A 17,077-nucleotide genomic window follows, 5' to 3' on the forward strand; every position below is an offset into this window, starting at 1 on the left:
GGCGCTTTCCTCGCATGCGATGCGAGGAAAGCGCCCTTCAGCCCAGTTGATACCCCGGGATGGAAGGATCAGAGCTTGCCGGTGCCTGCTCCGCTCCGGACCATCGAACTGACGTTCGCGGCCGTGTCGAGTGAGTACGAGTAGGGGAGGCTCTTCACGCTGCCTCCGGCGTCACCGGCGCCGGAGTTGACGAAGTGGTTGTTGCGGGCGACCAGGCTGCCCGCGGGCGAGCTGCCTTCACCGCGGTGGAACGGATCCTTCGTGTTCTCGAAGTAGTTTCCTTCGACCAGGACACCGGCCTCCATTGTGGACGCTACGCCGTAGGAACCGACGCTGGCGTAGTAGTTGTTGTACACGTGGACGGGGTTCCCGAAGCGCACCCGCGGGTGGCGCTGGTTCGTGCCCGCGAACCAGTTGTGGTGGTAGGTCACCCGGAGCTTGCCGCGATCCTCGCCGCCGTTGTCGTCACTGTGTCCCAGCAACATCGTCTTGTCGTGGGAGCTGAACTTGTTCCAGGACACGGTGACGTAGTCCGACGCGCGTTTGACGTCGACGGCGCCGTCGTAGCCGTTCGAGAAGCTGTTGTGATCGATCCAGACCCTGGTCGAGTACTGGACGTTGATCGCGTCGTCCGACCAGTTCCGGAAGTTCAGGTTGCGGACGACCACGTTGGAGACCTTGGTGATGTTGAGCCCGCCGCCGGTGATCTCGGCGCCGGTGCCGACGCCGAGGATCGTCTTGTTGGCGGCGACCTTCTGCATTCCCGAGAGCGCGATGGACCCGGAGACCCGGATCACCGCCGGACTCGAGGACTGCATGGCCGAGATCAACGCCGACGACGTCGACACGGTCACCGGCGTCGCGCTGCCGCCACCGGTCGTACCGTCGCCTTGGGTCGCCCAGCCGGCGAGATCGAACGACGCCGCGGTCGCCGGTGGGGAACCGAGGATGGTCCCCGCCGCCAACACGGTGACGGCGATGGCCGTACGCAAGGTTTTCTTCGTCATGATGATTCCTCCCGCCGGGCGGGCCACGATGCCCGCCTGGGGTCGATGGGATGGGGAAACGCACTTTTCGCCGAGTTCGGAAAGCGCTTTCCCGACCGACGGTAAACAGGCTCCGCGGTGACTGTCAACAGTCCGGTCAGGTGGTGACCGCGAACCGGTCACCAAGAACCGGGCGAACGGGCGAACCATTGTCTCGGTGCGCCGCCTCGGTTAGCATCGTCGTGGCAGCGATGGAAACCGGCTCGGCGCCTCGCGTTCACGATCCCCTCGAAATTCGGTCCCCGCCGACTCCGCGGTGGGGTCCTCGAACATCGTCGAAATGTTCCGCCGCGAACTCTGCAGGCTCGATGGAGTGCCTTATGAGAACCATGACCATGTCGCCCACGTCCGTGAGAAAGCGCTTTCCTCGATGGAGTACGAGAGTGTGCGCCGTCCTAGTCGGAATGCTGGCGGTCGTGGCGACCGCGGCACCGCAGTCAGCGGCCGCGACGGGGGACGGGTCGCCCACCGATTCGAACATCAAGTACTTCGGCCGGTGGGACACGCGGTCGGCGAGCGCCTATGTCTCCGAGTGGGCCGGTGCGTACGTCGTGGTCGGTTTCACCGGGACCACGGTGAAACTGCGCCAGCGGCGGGCGATCGATCTGTTCGCGAGCATCGACGGCGGCCCCTTCGTGTCCTATGTGAATGTCAGTGGGACGGCGAACCTGACGCCGAGGCCGCTCGCGGCGGGAACGCACACCCTGCGGGTGTCGTATCGCCCGGTCGCGGGTTCGTACCACGGTGACGCGGTCTTCCAAGGGGTCACCCTCGATCCGGGCGCCAGAACCGTGGCGCCGACGGTCCCGTCACGGATCATCGAGTTCGTCGGCGACTCGATCACCGTCGGACAGCGGTCCTCCCGCCAGGCGTTGACCGCCTACGGCTGGCTGGTCGGGGAGCGGCTGCGCGCCGGGCACACCCAGATCGCGGTGGGCGGCGCGTGCCTGTATCCGGCCTCCGACGGGTGCATCGGGATGAGTCAGCGGTTCCTCCGGACCGGCTTAGCCCCGGACTCGCCGAACTGGAACTTCGCGCGCTACCAAGCCGACACCGTGGTGATCAATCTCGGCACCAACGACGTCGGGCACGGGGTGACGTCGGAGCAGTTCCGCGGCGCGTACGTGACCTTGCTGCGCAACATCCGCGCGAAGTATCCCAACGCGACCATCCACGCGATGCAGACCTTCCGGAAGCGCTACGTCACCGAGACGAAGGCCGCCGTCAAGACGGTGACCGACGGCGGCGACACCAAGGTCCGCTATATCGACACCACCGGCTGGATCGACGAAGCCACCGACACCGCCGACAACGTCCACCCGAACGACACCGGTCATCGCAAGATCGCCGATCGGCTCGCCCCGCTGCTGGGCTGAAACAACCGTGGAACGGAGTGATCGATGCGTACGCTCGTAATCGCCCTCGTCGGCGCCCTGACCGTCGCACTGGCACCGGCCGCAGTCATGGCGGCCGAAGCGCAAGGGCCGGACAAGCTCGGCCGGGGTGTCCTCAACATCCATGGCGCGGAGGGAAACCAGGTCAGCTGGCGCCTCCTCGCCGATGACCCGCCCGGCGTCCGGTTCAACGTCTACCGCGACGGCCTGAAGGTCGCCGAGGTCGGAGGCCCGACCACCTACCGGGACAAGGGAGCTCCGGCGAACGCGCGCTATTCGGTGCGCGCGGTCGTCGGCGGCGTCGAGCGGCCCGCCGCGGCGGGTGCCGAGGAATCGCTGACCTTCGACGCGGGCGTCGCGGCCGCCACCAGGGACGTGCCGTTGCAGATCCCCGCGGGCGGTACCACTCCGTCCGGTGAGGCGTACACCTACTCCGCCAACGACGCGAGTGTCGGCGACCTCGACGGGGACGGGCAGTACGAGATCGTCCTGAAATGGGATCCCAGTAACGCCAAGGACAACTCGCAGTCCGGCTACACCGGGAACGTCTACCTCGACGCGTACAAGCTCAACGGCACGCGGATGTGGCGGATCGACCTCGGGCGCAACATCCGCGCGGGCGCGCATTACACGCAGTTCCAGGTCTTCGACTACGACGGCGACAACCGCGCCGAAGTCGCCGTCAAGACCTCGGACGGCACCCGCTCGGGAACCGGGCAGGTGATCGGCAACGCCGGCGCCGATCACCGCAATGCGAGCGGCTACATCCTGACCGGGCCCGAGTTCCTGACCGTCTTCCGCGGTACCGACGGCGCGATCCTCGATACGGAGAACTACGTCCCGGCGCGCGGGAACGTCGCCGACTGGGGTGACAACTACGGCAACCGGGTCGACCGCTTCCTCGCCGGGACGGCCTATGTGGACGGTTCCCGGCCGAGCATCATCATGGCCCGCGGCTATTACACCCGCTCGGTGATCTCCGCGTGGGACTTCCGCAACGGGCAGCTGACCCGCCGCTGGACCTACGACTCCGGGAACAGCAACACCGGTGCCTACGGTCAGGGCAACCACAACCTGTCCGTCGCCGACGTGGACGCCGACGGCAGGGACGAGATCGTCTACGGCTCGGCGACCATCGACGACAACGGCACGCTGATGTACCGGACCGGGTTCGGTCACGGCGACGCCATGCACGTCGGCGATCTGGTGCCCAGCCGTGCCGGGCTGGAGGTGTTCACCGTCCACGAATCCAAGACCGCGCCGTCGATGGACGTGCACGATGCCCGGACCGGCCAGGTCATCTACCGGGCACCGACCTGTGGCTGTGACACCGGCCGCGGCGTGGCGGCGGACGTCTGGTCCGGCAACCCCGGCGCGGAGATCTGGTCGTCGACGGACGGCGGGCTGCGCAGTGCGGCGACCGGCGCACAGGTGGCGAGCCGCAAACCCGGTTCGATGAACTTCGTGGTCTGGTGGGACGGCGACGCCCAGCGCGAACTGCTCGACGGTACCCATATCGACAAGTACGGCACCGGCGGTGACACGCGCCTGCTGACCGCCTCCGGGGTGCGGTCCAACAACGGCACCAAGGCGACTCCGGCGCTGTCGGCGGACATCCTCGGTGACTGGCGCGAAGAGGTCATCTGGCCGACGACCGACAACCGGGCGCTGCGGATCTACTCGACGACCGACTCGACCGGCATCTCCCGGCCGTCGCTGATGCAGGACCGCCAGTACCGGGTCGCGGTCGCCTGGCAGAACACCGCCTACAACCAGCCGCCCCACCCGAGTTTCGCGATGTGACCGAGTCAGGAGTGTCCGATGTGGATTCGTTCGAGGAAATGGCTGCTCGCCTTGGTCGTGGGAGCGCTGTTACCGGTGACGATCGGCGGGGAAGCGGCCGCCTCGGCCGCGCCGGTCTGTGACCCCGGCGGTACGGGCCAACGGAGTGCCGCCGACCCGGCCGCGGTCAAGATCAAGGTGTGGCTGGCGGGTGATTCGACGATGGCGGATCCCCGGACCAGCTGCCCGGTCGGCTGGGGCAACCAGTTCGGCCCGTTGTTCACCGGCGACGTCACGGTGGTCAACAACGCGGTGGCCGGCCGGAGCGTGCAGACCTGGCTGTACGAGTCGAACGTGCAGAGCACCATGGATTCCGGCGGGGAATGCGTGGTCAGCCCGAAGACCTACGCCCAGCGCTGGACCTCGATGCTCGACCCGGTGACCGGGATGAAGGCGGGGGACTACCTCTTCATCCAGTTCGGGATCAACGACGGGAGCCGCACCTGCCCCCGGCACGTGGGCCCGGCGCGATACCAGGAACTCCTCGGTGTCATGGTGAAGGCCGCCAAGGACCGCGGGGTCCGGCCCGTGCTGCTGACACCGGTCGCGGCGATCACATGCAGCGGGGCGACCGCGGTCGGCAACCGCGGATTCCTGACCGAGACCATGGCCGCCGGCCGGGCAGCCCAGGTGCCGGTGATCGACCTGCACAAGCTGAGCTACACGTTGTACAACTCGCTCAAGTTCTGTCCGAACGACGGGGACTACACCCGGGGCCCGGTGGGGGCCTTCTTCTGTGCCGATCACACGCATTTCGAAGCCGCCGGAGCACGGCAGATCGCGGGCGTGGTGGCGAAAGCGGTGCGGGATCAGAAGATTCCCCTCGCCTCCTATCTCAGGTGACCTTTGCCCGGGCCGAACGGAAGGTGATCGAACATGGTTCCCCGCCGCTACGCGATAGCCGGGCTCGGGTCGCGTGCCGAACTGTTCGTCCGGGCGATCGCCGAGCACGCCGAACTGGCGGCGTTCTGCGACCGCAACCGGACCCGGATGGCCGTGCACAACGACTGGCTGACCGGCGCGACGGGACGGGCACCCGTCCCGTGTTACCCGGCGGAGGACTTCACGGCCATGCTGGAGAAGGAGCGAATCGACGTCGTCGTCGTGTGCACGCCGGACCATACGCACGCGGGCCTGATCGCGGACGCGCTCGGTGCGGGTTGTGCCGTGATCACCGAGAAGCCGATGGCCGTGGACGCGACGGGATGCCGCCGGATCCTCGAGGCACAGCGGCGGACCGGCGGCCGGGTGACGGTCGGGTTCAACTACCGCTACAACCCGCTGCACCGGCAGGTCCGTGACCTGCTCGCGGACCGGGTCGTCGGCGACGTCGGCTCGGTCGACTTCGAATGGTTGCTGGACACCCAGCACGGTGCCGACTATTTCCGCCGGTGGCATCGGGACAAGGCCGCTTCCGGCGGGCTGCTCGTGCACAAGGCGAGTCACCATTTCGATCTGGTGAACTGGTGGCTCGGCAGCAGGCCGGAGACGGTTTTCGCGATGGGGCGGTTGTTCTTCTACGGCGAGGACAACGGCGGCAGGCACGGTCTGCGCCGGGAGTACGAGCGGGCGACGGGGGACAGCGCGGCCGACGGCGACCCGTTCGCGCTGGACCTGGGGTTCTCGCCCCGGCTGAGCGCGTTGTACCGCGATGCCGAACAGGAGGATCACTACCTGCGGGACCTGAACGTCTTCGGTCCGGGCATCACCATCGAAGACGACATGACCGTGCTCGCGCGATACGAAGGCGGTCCCCAGCTGAGCTATCACCTGGTCGCCTACTCACCGTGGGAGGGCTACCGGGTCGCGTTCACCGGCAGTGAGGGCAGGCTCGAACTCGCGGTGCGGACGAACGACCATGCCCGTCCGGCCACGCCGGGGGAGGTCCCGGTGAGTCTTCCGCCGGGAGCCGACGACGAGGCCGGGAACCGGGCGAGGCTGACGCTGCAGCGGCACTGGGCGCCGCCCGAGACGATCTTCGACGGCCCGGTCGGCGCGGGCCACGGCGGGGGCGACGAGCGGATGCTCGCCGAACTGCTGGCAGGAGGTCAGGGGGAGGCCGATCACCTGGCGGGCATGTGGTCCTTGGCGGTCGGCCTGGCGGCGAACCGCTCCATCGCGACCGGTGAAGCGATCGACGTCCGCGCTCTCGTGACCGAACTCGGAATGCCCTCGTGAGTGGTAATGACGGTTAGAACCGTCATTACCACTCACGAGACGCTCATGACCATCTGTAACGGACAGGGCGAAAATGGTCTGACCTTAGAGGCGGGGGAGTCGCCGGTCAAGACGTTGTGTTGACCGGCCGCGTGGTCCTATCGTGTCGTCGAAGCGCTTCGACAGGTCGGATCACCGCGGATTCCGAGGGAGGCCACGATGGCCAGCGGACATCGCCGCAAGACGGCGGTTTCGATCCTCGTTGTGGTTTTCCTCCTGCTGGGTGACACCGTCGGGTTCGCGTCACCGGTGCCGCCGTCCTCGGGCCGTCAGACCGTCGACCTCAACCGGGACTGGCGGTTCGCCCGCGGGGACGTGCCCGGTGCGGAGACCACCCGGTTCGACGACTCGACGTGGTCGCGGGTGACGGTGCCGCACACTTGGAACGCCGAAGACGGCCAGGACGGCGGCGGTGATTACTACCGCGGAGTCGGCTGGTACCGCCGGTCGCTCGTGGTGCCGCCGCAAGCGGCGGGCCGGAAGCTCTGGCTGCAGTTCGACGGCGCGAACACCACCGCGGTGGTCTGGGTCAACGGCGTCCGGCTCGGTGAGCACAAGGGCGGCTATTCGCGGTTCCGGTTCGACGCGACCTCCGTACTGCGGCCGGGACGGGCCAACGTCGTCGCGGTCAGCGTCAGCAACGCGCCGGACACCACGGTCGCGCCGTTGTCGGGCGACTTCACCATGGGCGGCGGGCTGTACCGCGACGTCAGCCTGGTCGTGACCGATCGGGTGCACGTCGCCATGCTCGACTTCGGTGGCCCGGGCGTCTACCTGCGTCAACGTGACGTGTCGGCGGGACAGGCGACGATCGACGTGACCACCAAGCTCGACGGCGGTAACGCGAAGCTGCGGACCCGGATCACCGGGGAGCACGGCAGGACGGTCGCACAGGCAACGACGGGGGTGCGCCCGGCTGGAACCTCGGTCGCGCAGACACTCGTGATCGACCGGCCGCGCTTCTGGGCAGGCCGCGCGGACCCGTTCACCTATCAGGTCGCGGTCGACGTCCTCGACCCGCGCACGGGACGGGTCATGGATACGGTGACCGAGCCGCTCGGCGTCCGGACCGTCTCCGTGGATCCGGACAAAGGCTTGCACCTCAACGGAAACCACCTGCGCGTCCAGGGCGTGAACCTGCACCAGGACCGGATCGGCAAGGGTTTCGCGATCTCGCCTTCGGAGCTGGCGGAGGACTTCCGGCTGATGTCCGAAATGGGCGTGAACGCCGTGCGGACCGCGCACTACCAGCACGGACCCCGGTTCTACGACCTCGCCGACCGGCACGGATTCCTCGTGTGGACCGAGATCCCGCTGGTCAACCTCACCGACACGGACCCCGGCTTCCGCACCAACATCGAACAGCAGACGAGCGAGCTGGTCCGGCAGAACTTCAACCATCCGTCCGTGGTGTTCTGGGGACTGGGCAACGAACTCTGGAACGACACCCCCGAGGTCAACGAACTCGTCGCCGCGCTGACCCGGCAGGTCACTGCCGAGCGGCCGGGCGGCATGACCGCGTACGCGAGTTGCTGCGTGTGGGACCGCGGCACCTTGAACTCGCACGCCGAGATCAGCGGCTACAACAAGTACTTCGGCTGGTACACCGACTCGACCGCGGACTTCGGGAAATGGGCCGACGAACTGCATGCCGCCGACCCGTGGCGCAGGATCGGCATGAGCGAGTACGGCGCGGGGGCGAGCGTCCACCAGCACGAGGAGCGTCCGGCGCGGCCGGTACCGGATTCGGATTGGCATCCCGAGGAGTACCAAGCCTCCTTCCACGAGGACTACTGGCGCGCGATCGAGAGCCGTCCGTACCTGTGGGGCGGCTTCGTCTGGGTGATGTTCGACTTCGCCTCGGACGGTCGCAGCGAAGGGGACACCTACGGCCGCAACGACAAGGGCCTGGTGACCGGGGACCGCGCGATCCGCAAGGACGCGTACTACTGGTACCAGGCGAACTGGACCCGGACCCCGGTCGTCCACCTCGCCGGCGGCCGCTGGACGGAGCGGACGGTTCCGAAAACCGACGTCAAGGTGTACACGAACGCCGACACCGTCACACTGCACGTCAACGGCACACAGGTCGGGACAGCGCGCAGCGGCGCCGACCGGGTCGTCGTCTGGCCCGAAGTCTCCCTCAGTCCCGGACCCAACGTGGTCACGGTCTCCGGAGTCAAGGACGGCCGTACCCGCACAGACCAGGCCACGTGGACCCTCACCGGCCGATGATCACCGATTTCGTGGAGGAAGCACCGATGTTCAAACGAGGTTTGGCGACCGCCCTGGTCGCCATGCTGGCTCTCGCCGGTTGTGGGTCCGGATCGGACAGTGGTGACCCGAAAACGCTGAAGCTGTGGCACTTCGAGCCACCGGACAGCGCGATGGGCACCGCCTGGGCCGAAGCGATCAAGCAGTTCGAGGCGAGCCACCCCGGAGTCAAGGTCTCCTTCGAGGAGAAGGGCTTCGAGCAGATGCAGAAGACGGCACCGATGGTGCTGAATTCGAAGGACGCGCCGGACATCCTGGAATACAGCAAGGGAAACGCCACCGCGGGGCTGCTGTCCAAGCAGGGGCTGCTGACCGACATCAGCGACGAGGTGACGAAACGGGGCTGGGACAAGCAGCTCAATCCGGCGATGCAGACCACCGCGCGCTACGACGAACGTGGCGTGATGGGGGACGGGAAGTGGTACGGCGTCCCGAACTACGCCGAGTACGTCAAGATCTTCTACAACAAGGACATGTTCGCGAAGCACGGACTCGCGGCGCCCACCACCATCGAACAGCTGACCACGGCGATGGACAAGTTCGCCGGCGCGGGGGTGACCCCGTTGGCGGTGGCCGGGGCGGAGTACCCGGCGCAGCAGGTGATGTACCAGCTCGCGCTGACCAAGGCCGATCGCGACTGGGTGGACCGTTTCCAGCGGTACACCGGCAAGGTGGACTTCCACGACGCCGCTTGGACCTACGGCGCGACCACCTTCGCCGAGTGGGTGAAGAAGGGTTACATCGCCAAGGACTCGGCCGGGCTGAAGGCCGAGGACATGGGGTCCGCGTTCATCCAGGGCAAGTACCCGATCATGATCAGCGGCAGCTGGTGGTACGGCAGGCTGGTCAAGGGCATCAAGAACTTCGAGTGGGGTTCGGTCCGGTGGCCGGGGATCGCCTCCGGTTCGGCGGGCAACATGTGGGTCATCCCCAAGGGGTCCAAGAACCGGGATCTCGCCCTCGACTTCATCGCGATCACGATGTCGCAGCCCATTCAGGACAAGCTGCGTGAAGCCGGTGGTGTGCCGATCGTGAACGCCTCGACGCCTCCCGCCAATCCGCGGCTGAAGGAGCTGGTGGAGGACTTCAACGCCGCGTCGACGGAGAACAACCTGGCGTTCTATCCGGACTGGCCCGCGCCGGGCTACTACGACGTCCTCGCTTCGGCCGTGCAGAAGCTCATCACCTCGAGCGCGACGCCGGCTCAGGCACTCGACGAGATCGCCAAGCCCTACGAAGAGAATCTGGCGAACGTCGGCAAATGACCAAGGGACGGGGAACCTATCTTCTCTTCCTGATCCCCGGTGCGCTGCTGCTGATCGCGGTGATCGTGGTGCCGATGGTGATGAACGTCGGCATCAGCTTCACCCAGTGGTCGGGCGCCGGGGATCCGAAGTGGACAGGGCTGGACAATTACCGGAAGTTGTTCGCGGACGGCACGTTCTGGTCGTCGTTCCGGCACAACCTCGGGCTCGTGGTGGCGATGGCCATCGTCCCGACCGTGCTGGGCCTGGTGATCGCGGCCGCGCTGTTCGACGTCGTCGCGAAGCGGTTCGGGCCGCGCGCGGCGAGCATCCTGCGTGCCTGCGTCTATCTGCCGCAGGTGCTGCCGATCGCCGTCGCGGGCATCGTGTGGGGCTGGATCCTCGCACCGGAAGGCGCGCTGAACGAGTTCCTCGCGAAGATCGGGCTCGGCGGGCTGACGGCGAACTGGCTCGGCGACCCTGATCTCGCGCTGTGGAGCGTGATGGGGGTGATGCTGTGGATCCAGGTCGGCTATCCCGTGGTGATCTTCATGGCGGGGATGCAGCGGGCGGATCCGTCACTGCATGAGGCGGCCGAACTGGACGGCGCGTCGTGGTGGAGCCGGTTCTGGCATGTGACCGTGCCGCAGTTGCGGCCCGAGGTGTTCGTCGTGCTGCTGACCTGCACCATCGCCGCGCTGAAGGTGTTCGGGCCGATCTACGTGCTGACCCGCGGTGGCCCCGGTGGCGCGACGAACGTGCCGTCGTACTTCTCGTTCCAGAACTTCTTCGAGAAGACGCAGGTCGGCTACGGCGCAGCGATCGCGACCGTGCTCATGGTCCTGATCCTGATCCTGACGACGGTGTTCCTTCGAGTGCAGAACCGGGGTGAGCGTTCGTGAAACGCCATGCGACGCTCTGGTCGCTGATCGTCCTCTCGATCGTCATGCTCGCGCCGTTCGTGATCGTGGCGATGAACGCGCTGAAGTCACCGGCCGAGTACGCGGCCGACGGCCCGTTGTCCGTCCCGGACGGTATTCACCTGCAAGGGCTGATCGACTTCTGGGAACGGGTCGGCTTCGGCGAGAAGCTGCTCAACTCCCTCATGATCAGTGGGACAGTCGCGGTGCTCGCGGTGGTGATCTCGGTCTTCAACGCCTACGCGCTGGGCATCGGCAAGGTCCGGGGCCGGGCGTGGATCCTGATCGCCTTCCTGATCGCGAACACGCTGCCGCAGGAGGCCTTGGCCTACCCGCTGTACTTCCTCGCGAACGAGACCGGGCTCTACGACACCCAGTTGTCCGTGATCATCATCTTCACGATCATCCAATCCGCTTTCGGCACCTACCTCCTTTCGTCGACCTACGTCGGTTTCCCGACGGAACTGCTCGAGGCGGCTAGGCTGGACGGCGCCAACAAATGGCAGACCCTGCTGCGGGTCGTCGTGCCGATCAGCAGGCCGACACTCGGGGTTCTGTTCGTCTTCTTCTTCATCTGGACATGGAACGAGTTCTTCCTGCCGCTGATCCTGTTGATCTCCAACGACACCCAGACCGTTCCGGTCGCACTGGGTCTCCTGCAGGGCCAGCGGATGATGGACGCGACCATGGCCAATGCGTCGGCGTTGCTCGGGGTCATCCCGGCGATCGCCTTCTTCCTGATCTTCCAGCGAACGTTGACACGTGGCATTACGGCAGGGGCGGTCAAATGAAGTTCAGCAACGGCTACTGGCTGCTGCGCGACGGGGTACAGGCGGCGCATCCGGTGGAGGTGTACGACCTCACCGCGGGGGACGGCCGGATCGTGGTGCACGCGCCCACCCATCGCATCCGGCATCGCGGCGACCTGTTGAAGGGGCCGGTGGTGACGGTCGGGTTCTCCTCGCCGATGCCGGACGTGATCGGGGTGAGCGTCACGCATTTCGAGGGCGGTCTGCCGGAAGAACCCCGCTTCGGACTGTCGACCGTCGATGACGAGGCGAAGATTTCCGAGGACGGCCACACGCTCACCGCCGGCGCGTTGTCGGTCCGGCTCCACCGCGGCGAGGGGTGGAAGGTCGACTTCGTCGCGGACGGCAAGACGCTCACCACCAGCGGGGCCAAGGGCATGGGCTTCATGAGCCTCGATGGGAAACACCATGTCCGTGACCAGCTGGACCTGGGCGTGGGGACCCAGGTCTACGGGCTCGGCGAGCGGTTCGGGCCGCTGGTGCGCAACGGCCAGGTCGTCGACATCTGGAACGCCGACGCGGGCACGAGCAGCGAACAGGCCTACAAGAACGTGCCGTTCTACCTGACCAACGCCGGTTACGGCGTGTTCGTCAACCATCCGGGACACGTCTCCTTCGAGGTCGCTTCGGAAGCCGTGTCGCGGGTCCAGTTCAGTGTCGAGGGCCAGTCGCTGGAGTACTTCGTCATCTACGGGCCCAGCCCGAAGGAGATCCTGCGCAAGTACACGGCGCTGACCGGCAAGCCGGCGCTCCCGCCCGCGTGGTCGTTCGGGCTGTGGCTGTCGACGTCGTTCACCACGTCCTACGACGAGGAGACCGTCTCGGGCTTCGTCGACGGCATGATCGAACGCGACCTGCCGCTGAGCGTCTTCCACTTCGACTGCTTCTGGATGCGCGAGTTCAACTGGTGCGACTTCGAATGGGATCCGCGGATGTTCCCGGATCCGGTCGGCATGCTGGAGCGGCTGAAAGCCCGGGATCTGCGGATCTCGGTCTGGATCAATCCGTATGTGGCGCAACGATCGCCGTTGTTCGCCGAGGGGGTCGCGGGCGGATACCTGCTGCGGAAACCGAACGGTGACGTCTGGCAGTGGGATCTCTGGCAGCCGGGGATGGCGCTGGTCGACTTCACCAATCCCGCCGCGCGCGAATGGTATGCGGGCAAGCTGGCCGCGCTGCTCGAACAGGGCGTGGACTGCTTCAAGACCGACTTCGGCGAGCGGGTCCCGACGGACGTCGTCTACTACGACGGATCCGATCCCGAGCGGATGCACAACTACTACACCTACCTGTACAACCAGACGGTCTTCGACGTGCTCAAAGAACACCGCGGCGAAGGGGAGGCCGTGGTGTTCGCCCGCTCGGCCACGGCGGGATCCCAGCAGTTCCCGGTGCACTGGGGCGGTGACTGCGAGTCGACCTACGAGTCGATGGCGGAGAGCCTGCGCGGCGGGCTTTCCCTCGGCCTGTCCGGTTTCGGCTACTGGAGCCACGACATCGGCGGCTTCGAAGGCACCCCGGACCCGGCCCTGTTCAAACGCTGGATCGCGTTCGGGATGCTCTCCTCGCACAGCAGGCTGCACGGCAGTTCGTCCTACCGGGTGCCGTGGCTGTTCGACGAGGAGGCGGTCGACGTCCTGCGCGTCTTCTCCAAGCTCAAGGCGCGGCTGATGCCGTACCTGTGGCACGCGGCGACGCAGGCGGCGACGGACGGCACGCCGATGATGCGGGCGATGGCGCTGGAGTTCCCGTCCGATCCGGCGTGCGCCCATCTGGAGCGGCAGTACATGCTCGGCGACTCCCTGCTGGTGGCGCCGGTGTTCTCCGACGACGGCGAAGTGACCTACTACGTGCCCGACGGAGTTTGGACCGACTTCTTCACCGGTGACGAGATCCAGGGACCGCGGTGGGTGACGACCGTCTGCGACATGCTCACCGTTCCGTTGCTCGTACGGCCCAACACCGTCCTGCCGCTGGGCGCCGTCGACGACCGGCCGGACTACGACTACGCCGACGGCGTCACGCTGGGGCTGTACCGCCTGGACGACGGCGCCCGGATCACCACCACCGTCGGCGGCTCGACGTTCCACACGCGCCGGGAGGGCGACAGCGTCCACATCGACGCCGAGTCCGCACCCGGCGCCTGGAAGGTGGCTTTCCCCGAGGGTGAGGATCCGATCGTGGCGACGGGAAGCACCTTGACGATCGAAGGTGTCCAATGAGGATGGTCCTCGCCCTGCTGATGGTGCTGGGCCTGGTCGTCGCACCCGGGGCCGCGGTGAACGCGGCCCCGGCCACGCCGGCGCGGGAACACAAGGTCGGCTACGACAAGTACTCGCTCACCGTCGACGGCGAGCGGATCATGGTGTGGTCGGGGGAGTTCCACTACTTCCGGCTGCCCAGTCCGGAGCTGTGGCGGGACGTGCTGGAGAAGATCCGGGCGGCCGGGTTCACCGGTGTCTCGCTGTACTTCCACTGGGGATACCACTCTCCGGCGCCCGGGGTCTACGACTTCAGCGGAGTGCGGGACGTGGAACGGCTCCTGCGGATGACGGAGGAACTCGGGCTCTACGTGATCGCCCGGCCGGGTCCCTACATCAACGCCGAGACCACCGGCGGTGGCTTTCCCGCCTGGCTCAAGAACGTCGACGGGCGCGCGCGGTCGAGCGACCCCGGCTACACCGCCGCCTACCGGGAATGGCTCGGCCGGATCAACCCGATCCTGGCCCGCCACCAGGTCACCCGCGGCGGTTCGGTGATCGCGTACAACGCGGAGAACGAGTACGGCGCCAACGTCGATCCGCTCTACATGGAACAGATCCAGGAGAAGGCCAGGGCCGACGGGATCGACGTCCCGATCGTGCACAACAACTGCTGCAACGGCGACCTGCCGAACTGGTCGTCGGGACAGGGCGCCGTCCAGATCCCCGGTGTCGACGACTATCCGCAGTCGTTCAACTGCCCGGACCCGAACACCTGGGGGACGTGGGGTGAAGGTGTCACGCGGCGGTTACGTGACGACGCGCCGGTCTACGCCGCCGAATACCAGGCGGGCGCGATCGACCTGAACAACGCGGGTTACGAGAAGTGCCGGGAGCTGACCGGACCCGACTACATGAAGGTGTACTACAAGTCGAACGCCATCGGCAGCGGTGCGACGATGTTCGGGTACTACATGTTGTACGGCGGCACCTCCTGGGGGTGGCTGCCGCAGCCGAACGACGTCTACACCTCCTACGACTACGGCGCGGCGATCACCGAGTCGCGTGGGCTGACCACGAAGTACGACGAGTTCAAGCGGCAGGGCTACTTCATGACCACGGTCGCGCCGTTGCGGAAGACGGACCCGGCCGCGGCGCCGAAGCCGGCCGATCCGGCCGTCTTCACGCAGGCGAGGTCCAATCCGGACACCCGCACGCAGTTCGTCCTTGTCCGGCACACGGATCGGCGGGCATCCTCCGATCTTTCGACCACTGTGGACTGGGCGACACCGGACGGGAACTACTCCGTGCCGGTCCGCGTCGCCGGACGGGACGCCAAAATCCTCGTCGCCGGATACGACCTGGGCGGACAGCGGCTGGTCTGGTCGAACTCGGAGATCCTGACCCACGTGACCGTCGACGGCCGCGACGTCGCGATGCTGTACGGGCGGCAAGGCGAGCAGGGTTCGACGGTGCTGCGGTACTCCTCGGCACCGGAGGTCCGCGTGCTCGAAGGTGACGTGCGAAGCTCGTTCGACGGCAAGGATCTGCGGCTCGACTACACCCATTCCGGGCTGGCCAGGGTGCTCGTCTCCGGTGGGGGACGGCCGCCGATGCTGCTCCTGCTCGGCACCGACGAGACCGCCGCACGGTTCTGGCGGATGGACACCGGGGCCGGGCCGGTACTGGTCCGGGGGACGTCGGTCGTGCGTGACGCGAAGATGGCGGGCGACAAGCTCGTACTCCGGGCGGACACGGACACGCCAGGTGACGTCGAGGTCTTCTCGCCGGCGCGGCGGCTCGTCGTCGGCGGCAAGCACGTGGAGACCCGGCGCACGCCGAGTGGTTCGCTGCTGGGTGCCCTCCCGGGCCCGCGTGCGGTGACGCTGCCCGCGTTGTCGGACTGGCGGTACCGGGCCGAACCGCCCGCCTTCGGTGACACCGGCTGGACCGTCGCGGACAAGACCACGACCGCGAGCCCGATCAAGCCGAAGACCCTGCCGGTCCTGTACTCCGACGACTACGGCTATCACCACGGCAATGTCTGGTACCGCGGGGATTTCACCGCCGAGGGAACCGAGAAGACGGTGTCGCTGAACGCCATCACGGGTAAGGGCGGCAGCTACCTGGTGTGGCTCAACGGTCGCTACCTCGGGTCCGCCCTAGGCGGAACCCAGGCCGATTCGGAAGCTCCCGTGAACCGCGACCCCGGCCGCGGTGACTTCCCGGTGCCGGAAGGGTTGCTGGCCAAGGGGAAGCCCGCCCGGCTCTCGGTGCTGGTGACCAACATGGGCCACAACGACGACTGGACGGCCGACGACACCAGGTTCAAGCAGCCGCGCGGGCTCTTCGGCGCGGTGATCGGCGACGCGAAGGTCTCCTGGCAGATCCGGGGCGCTCGCGACAACGACGTCGAACGCGGCCCGTTGAACACCGGTGGCCTGTACGGCGAACGCGAGGGATGGCATCTGCCGGGCGGGTACGGTCGCTGGGACCGGCCGCCCGCCACCACTGGACCGGGCGTCTCCTGGTACCGCACCGCTTTCCGGTTCGACGCGCCCCGGGACCAGGACGTCTCGGTCGCGCTGCGGTTCGGCGAGCGGGCGGGCAAGTACCGGGTGTTCGTCTTCGTCAACGGGTGGAACATGGGCCAGTACGTCAACGGCGGTCCGCAACGCGACTTCGTGCTCCCGGCCGGGGTCCTCAAGACCGCGAACACCCTGTCACTGGCGGTGGTCTCGACCGAACCCGGGCCGGGTGCTCCGGTGCCGGTGAGCCTCGTCCAGCTGGGAAACCACCGGACCGGCGGGCCTCTGCGGTAGGGAGTCGGTCAAGTGGGTCGTGAGTGGTAAGTGTCGTTCTAACGACACTTACCACTCACGACCCACGCGCCCAACCGCCTACTCGCGGCGGTGTCCGTGAAGGCCCCCTTCCCTCGGCTCAGCAGAGGAAACTCGACCTTCACACCTTCCCCGGTACATGATGGCCCCCTTCCTTGCGCCAGGCGCAAGGAAGGGGGCCATCATGTACTTCACCGCGAGCAAAGCCGCGGCCAGGCTTCCGTCGGCCAGGCCGGACCGGGGCCGCGCGGTAGGAGCTCACACCGGTCTCGTGAGTGGTAATGAGGGTT

At 67.1% G+C, this 17,077-nt stretch carries 11 protein-coding genes; 10 read left to right on the forward strand and 1 reads right to left on the reverse strand.

The window, feature by feature from the left end; genetic code table 11:
• Positions 1–68 precede the first annotated feature (68 nt).
• Positions 69–1,007, reverse strand: coding sequence for a pectate lyase family protein (locus L324_RS19365; RefSeq protein ID WP_037310069.1), 939 nt, complete (start codon positions 1,005–1,007; stop codon positions 69–71).
• Positions 1,008–1,429: 422 nt separating this feature from the next.
• Here L324_RS19365 and L324_RS19370 point away from each other — a divergent pair, with 422 nt between their 5' ends.
• The 10 genes from L324_RS19370 to L324_RS19415 all read left to right on the forward strand — a co-directional run bounded on the left by L324_RS19370 (position 1,430) and on the right by L324_RS19415 (position 16,769).
• Entirely contained in the window at positions 1,430–2,422 is a 993-nt protein-coding gene (locus tag L324_RS19370) for an SGNH/GDSL hydrolase family protein (RefSeq protein WP_037310072.1), read from the forward strand.
• Between the two features lie 24 nt (positions 2,423–2,446).
• The gene (locus L324_RS19375; RefSeq protein WP_037310075.1) at positions 2,447–4,243 is read left to right on the forward strand and encodes a rhamnogalacturonan lyase; all 1,797 of its coding nucleotides are present in this window, start codon (positions 2,447–2,449) and stop codon (positions 4,241–4,243) included.
• 18 nt (positions 4,244–4,261) lie between these two features.
• Positions 4,262–5,125, forward strand: a complete 864-nt coding sequence (locus tag L324_RS43630; RefSeq protein WP_051173975.1) for an SGNH/GDSL hydrolase family protein — start codon at positions 4,262–4,264, stop codon at positions 5,123–5,125.
• A 33-nt stretch (positions 5,126–5,158) separates the two neighbouring features.
• Positions 5,159–6,460, forward strand: coding sequence for a Gfo/Idh/MocA family protein (locus L324_RS19385; protein WP_037310078.1), 1,302 nt, complete (start codon positions 5,159–5,161; stop codon positions 6,458–6,460).
• Between the two features lie 198 nt (positions 6,461–6,658).
• Complete coding sequence (locus L324_RS19390) at positions 6,659–8,734, forward strand: glycoside hydrolase family 2 protein (RefSeq protein WP_081736399.1); 2,076 nt, start codon at positions 6,659–6,661, stop codon at positions 8,732–8,734.
• On the forward strand, positions 8,731–10,038 hold the full coding sequence (locus L324_RS19395; RefSeq protein WP_235783577.1) for an ABC transporter substrate-binding protein: 1,308 nt from the start codon (positions 8,731–8,733) through the stop codon (positions 10,036–10,038). Before L324_RS19390 ends, L324_RS19395 begins: the two co-directional genes overlap by 4 nt.
• Entirely contained in the window at positions 10,035–10,919 is an 885-nt protein-coding gene (locus tag L324_RS19400; RefSeq protein WP_037310081.1) for a carbohydrate ABC transporter permease, read from the forward strand. The genes L324_RS19395 and L324_RS19400 overlap by 4 nt, the downstream gene beginning before the upstream one ends.
• Positions 10,916–11,728: a carbohydrate ABC transporter permease gene (locus tag L324_RS19405; protein ID WP_037310084.1), complete on the forward strand. Its 813-nt coding sequence runs from the start codon at positions 10,916–10,918 to the stop codon at positions 11,726–11,728. Before L324_RS19400 ends, L324_RS19405 begins: the two co-directional genes overlap by 4 nt.
• The gene (yicI, locus tag L324_RS19410; RefSeq protein ID WP_051173976.1) at positions 11,725–13,968 is read left to right on the forward strand and encodes an alpha-xylosidase; all 2,244 of its coding nucleotides are present in this window, start codon (positions 11,725–11,727) and stop codon (positions 13,966–13,968) included. Before L324_RS19405 ends, yicI begins: the two co-directional genes overlap by 4 nt.
• Complete coding sequence (locus tag L324_RS19415) at positions 13,965–16,769, forward strand: beta-galactosidase (protein ID WP_037310087.1); 2,805 nt, start codon at positions 13,965–13,967, stop codon at positions 16,767–16,769. Before yicI ends, L324_RS19415 begins: the two co-directional genes overlap by 4 nt.
• Positions 16,770–17,077: the final 308 nt, after the last annotated feature.

It is taken from the genome of Amycolatopsis orientalis DSM 40040 = KCTC 9412 (assembly GCF_000478275.1).
In the GTDB taxonomy this organism is placed as follows: Bacteria; Actinomycetota; Actinomycetes; order Mycobacteriales; family Pseudonocardiaceae; genus Amycolatopsis; species Amycolatopsis orientalis.

Coding starts and splice junctions, on each gene's coding strand:
- L324_RS19395 (WP_235783577.1), top strand. CDS start 8,731: ATGATCACCGATTTCGTGGAGGAAGCACCGATGTTCAAACGAGGTTTG.
- L324_RS19415 (WP_037310087.1), top strand. CDS start 13,965: ATGAGGATGGTCCTCGCCCTGCTGATGGTGCTGGGCCTGGTCGTCGCA.
- L324_RS19375 (WP_037310075.1), top strand. CDS start 2,447: ATGCGTACGCTCGTAATCGCCCTCGTCGGCGCCCTGACCGTCGCACTG.
- L324_RS43630 (WP_051173975.1), top strand. CDS start 4,262: ATGTGGATTCGTTCGAGGAAATGGCTGCTCGCCTTGGTCGTGGGAGCG.
- yicI (WP_051173976.1), top strand. CDS start 11,725: ATGAAGTTCAGCAACGGCTACTGGCTGCTGCGCGACGGGGTACAGGCG.
- L324_RS19400 (WP_037310081.1), top strand. CDS start 10,035: ATGACCAAGGGACGGGGAACCTATCTTCTCTTCCTGATCCCCGGTGCG.
- L324_RS19390 (WP_081736399.1), top strand. CDS start 6,659: ATGGCCAGCGGACATCGCCGCAAGACGGCGGTTTCGATCCTCGTTGTG.
- L324_RS19385 (WP_037310078.1), top strand. CDS start 5,159: ATGGTTCCCCGCCGCTACGCGATAGCCGGGCTCGGGTCGCGTGCCGAA.
- L324_RS19365 (WP_037310069.1), bottom strand. CDS start 1,007: ATGACGAAGAAAACCTTGCGTACGGCCATCGCCGTCACCGTGTTGGCG.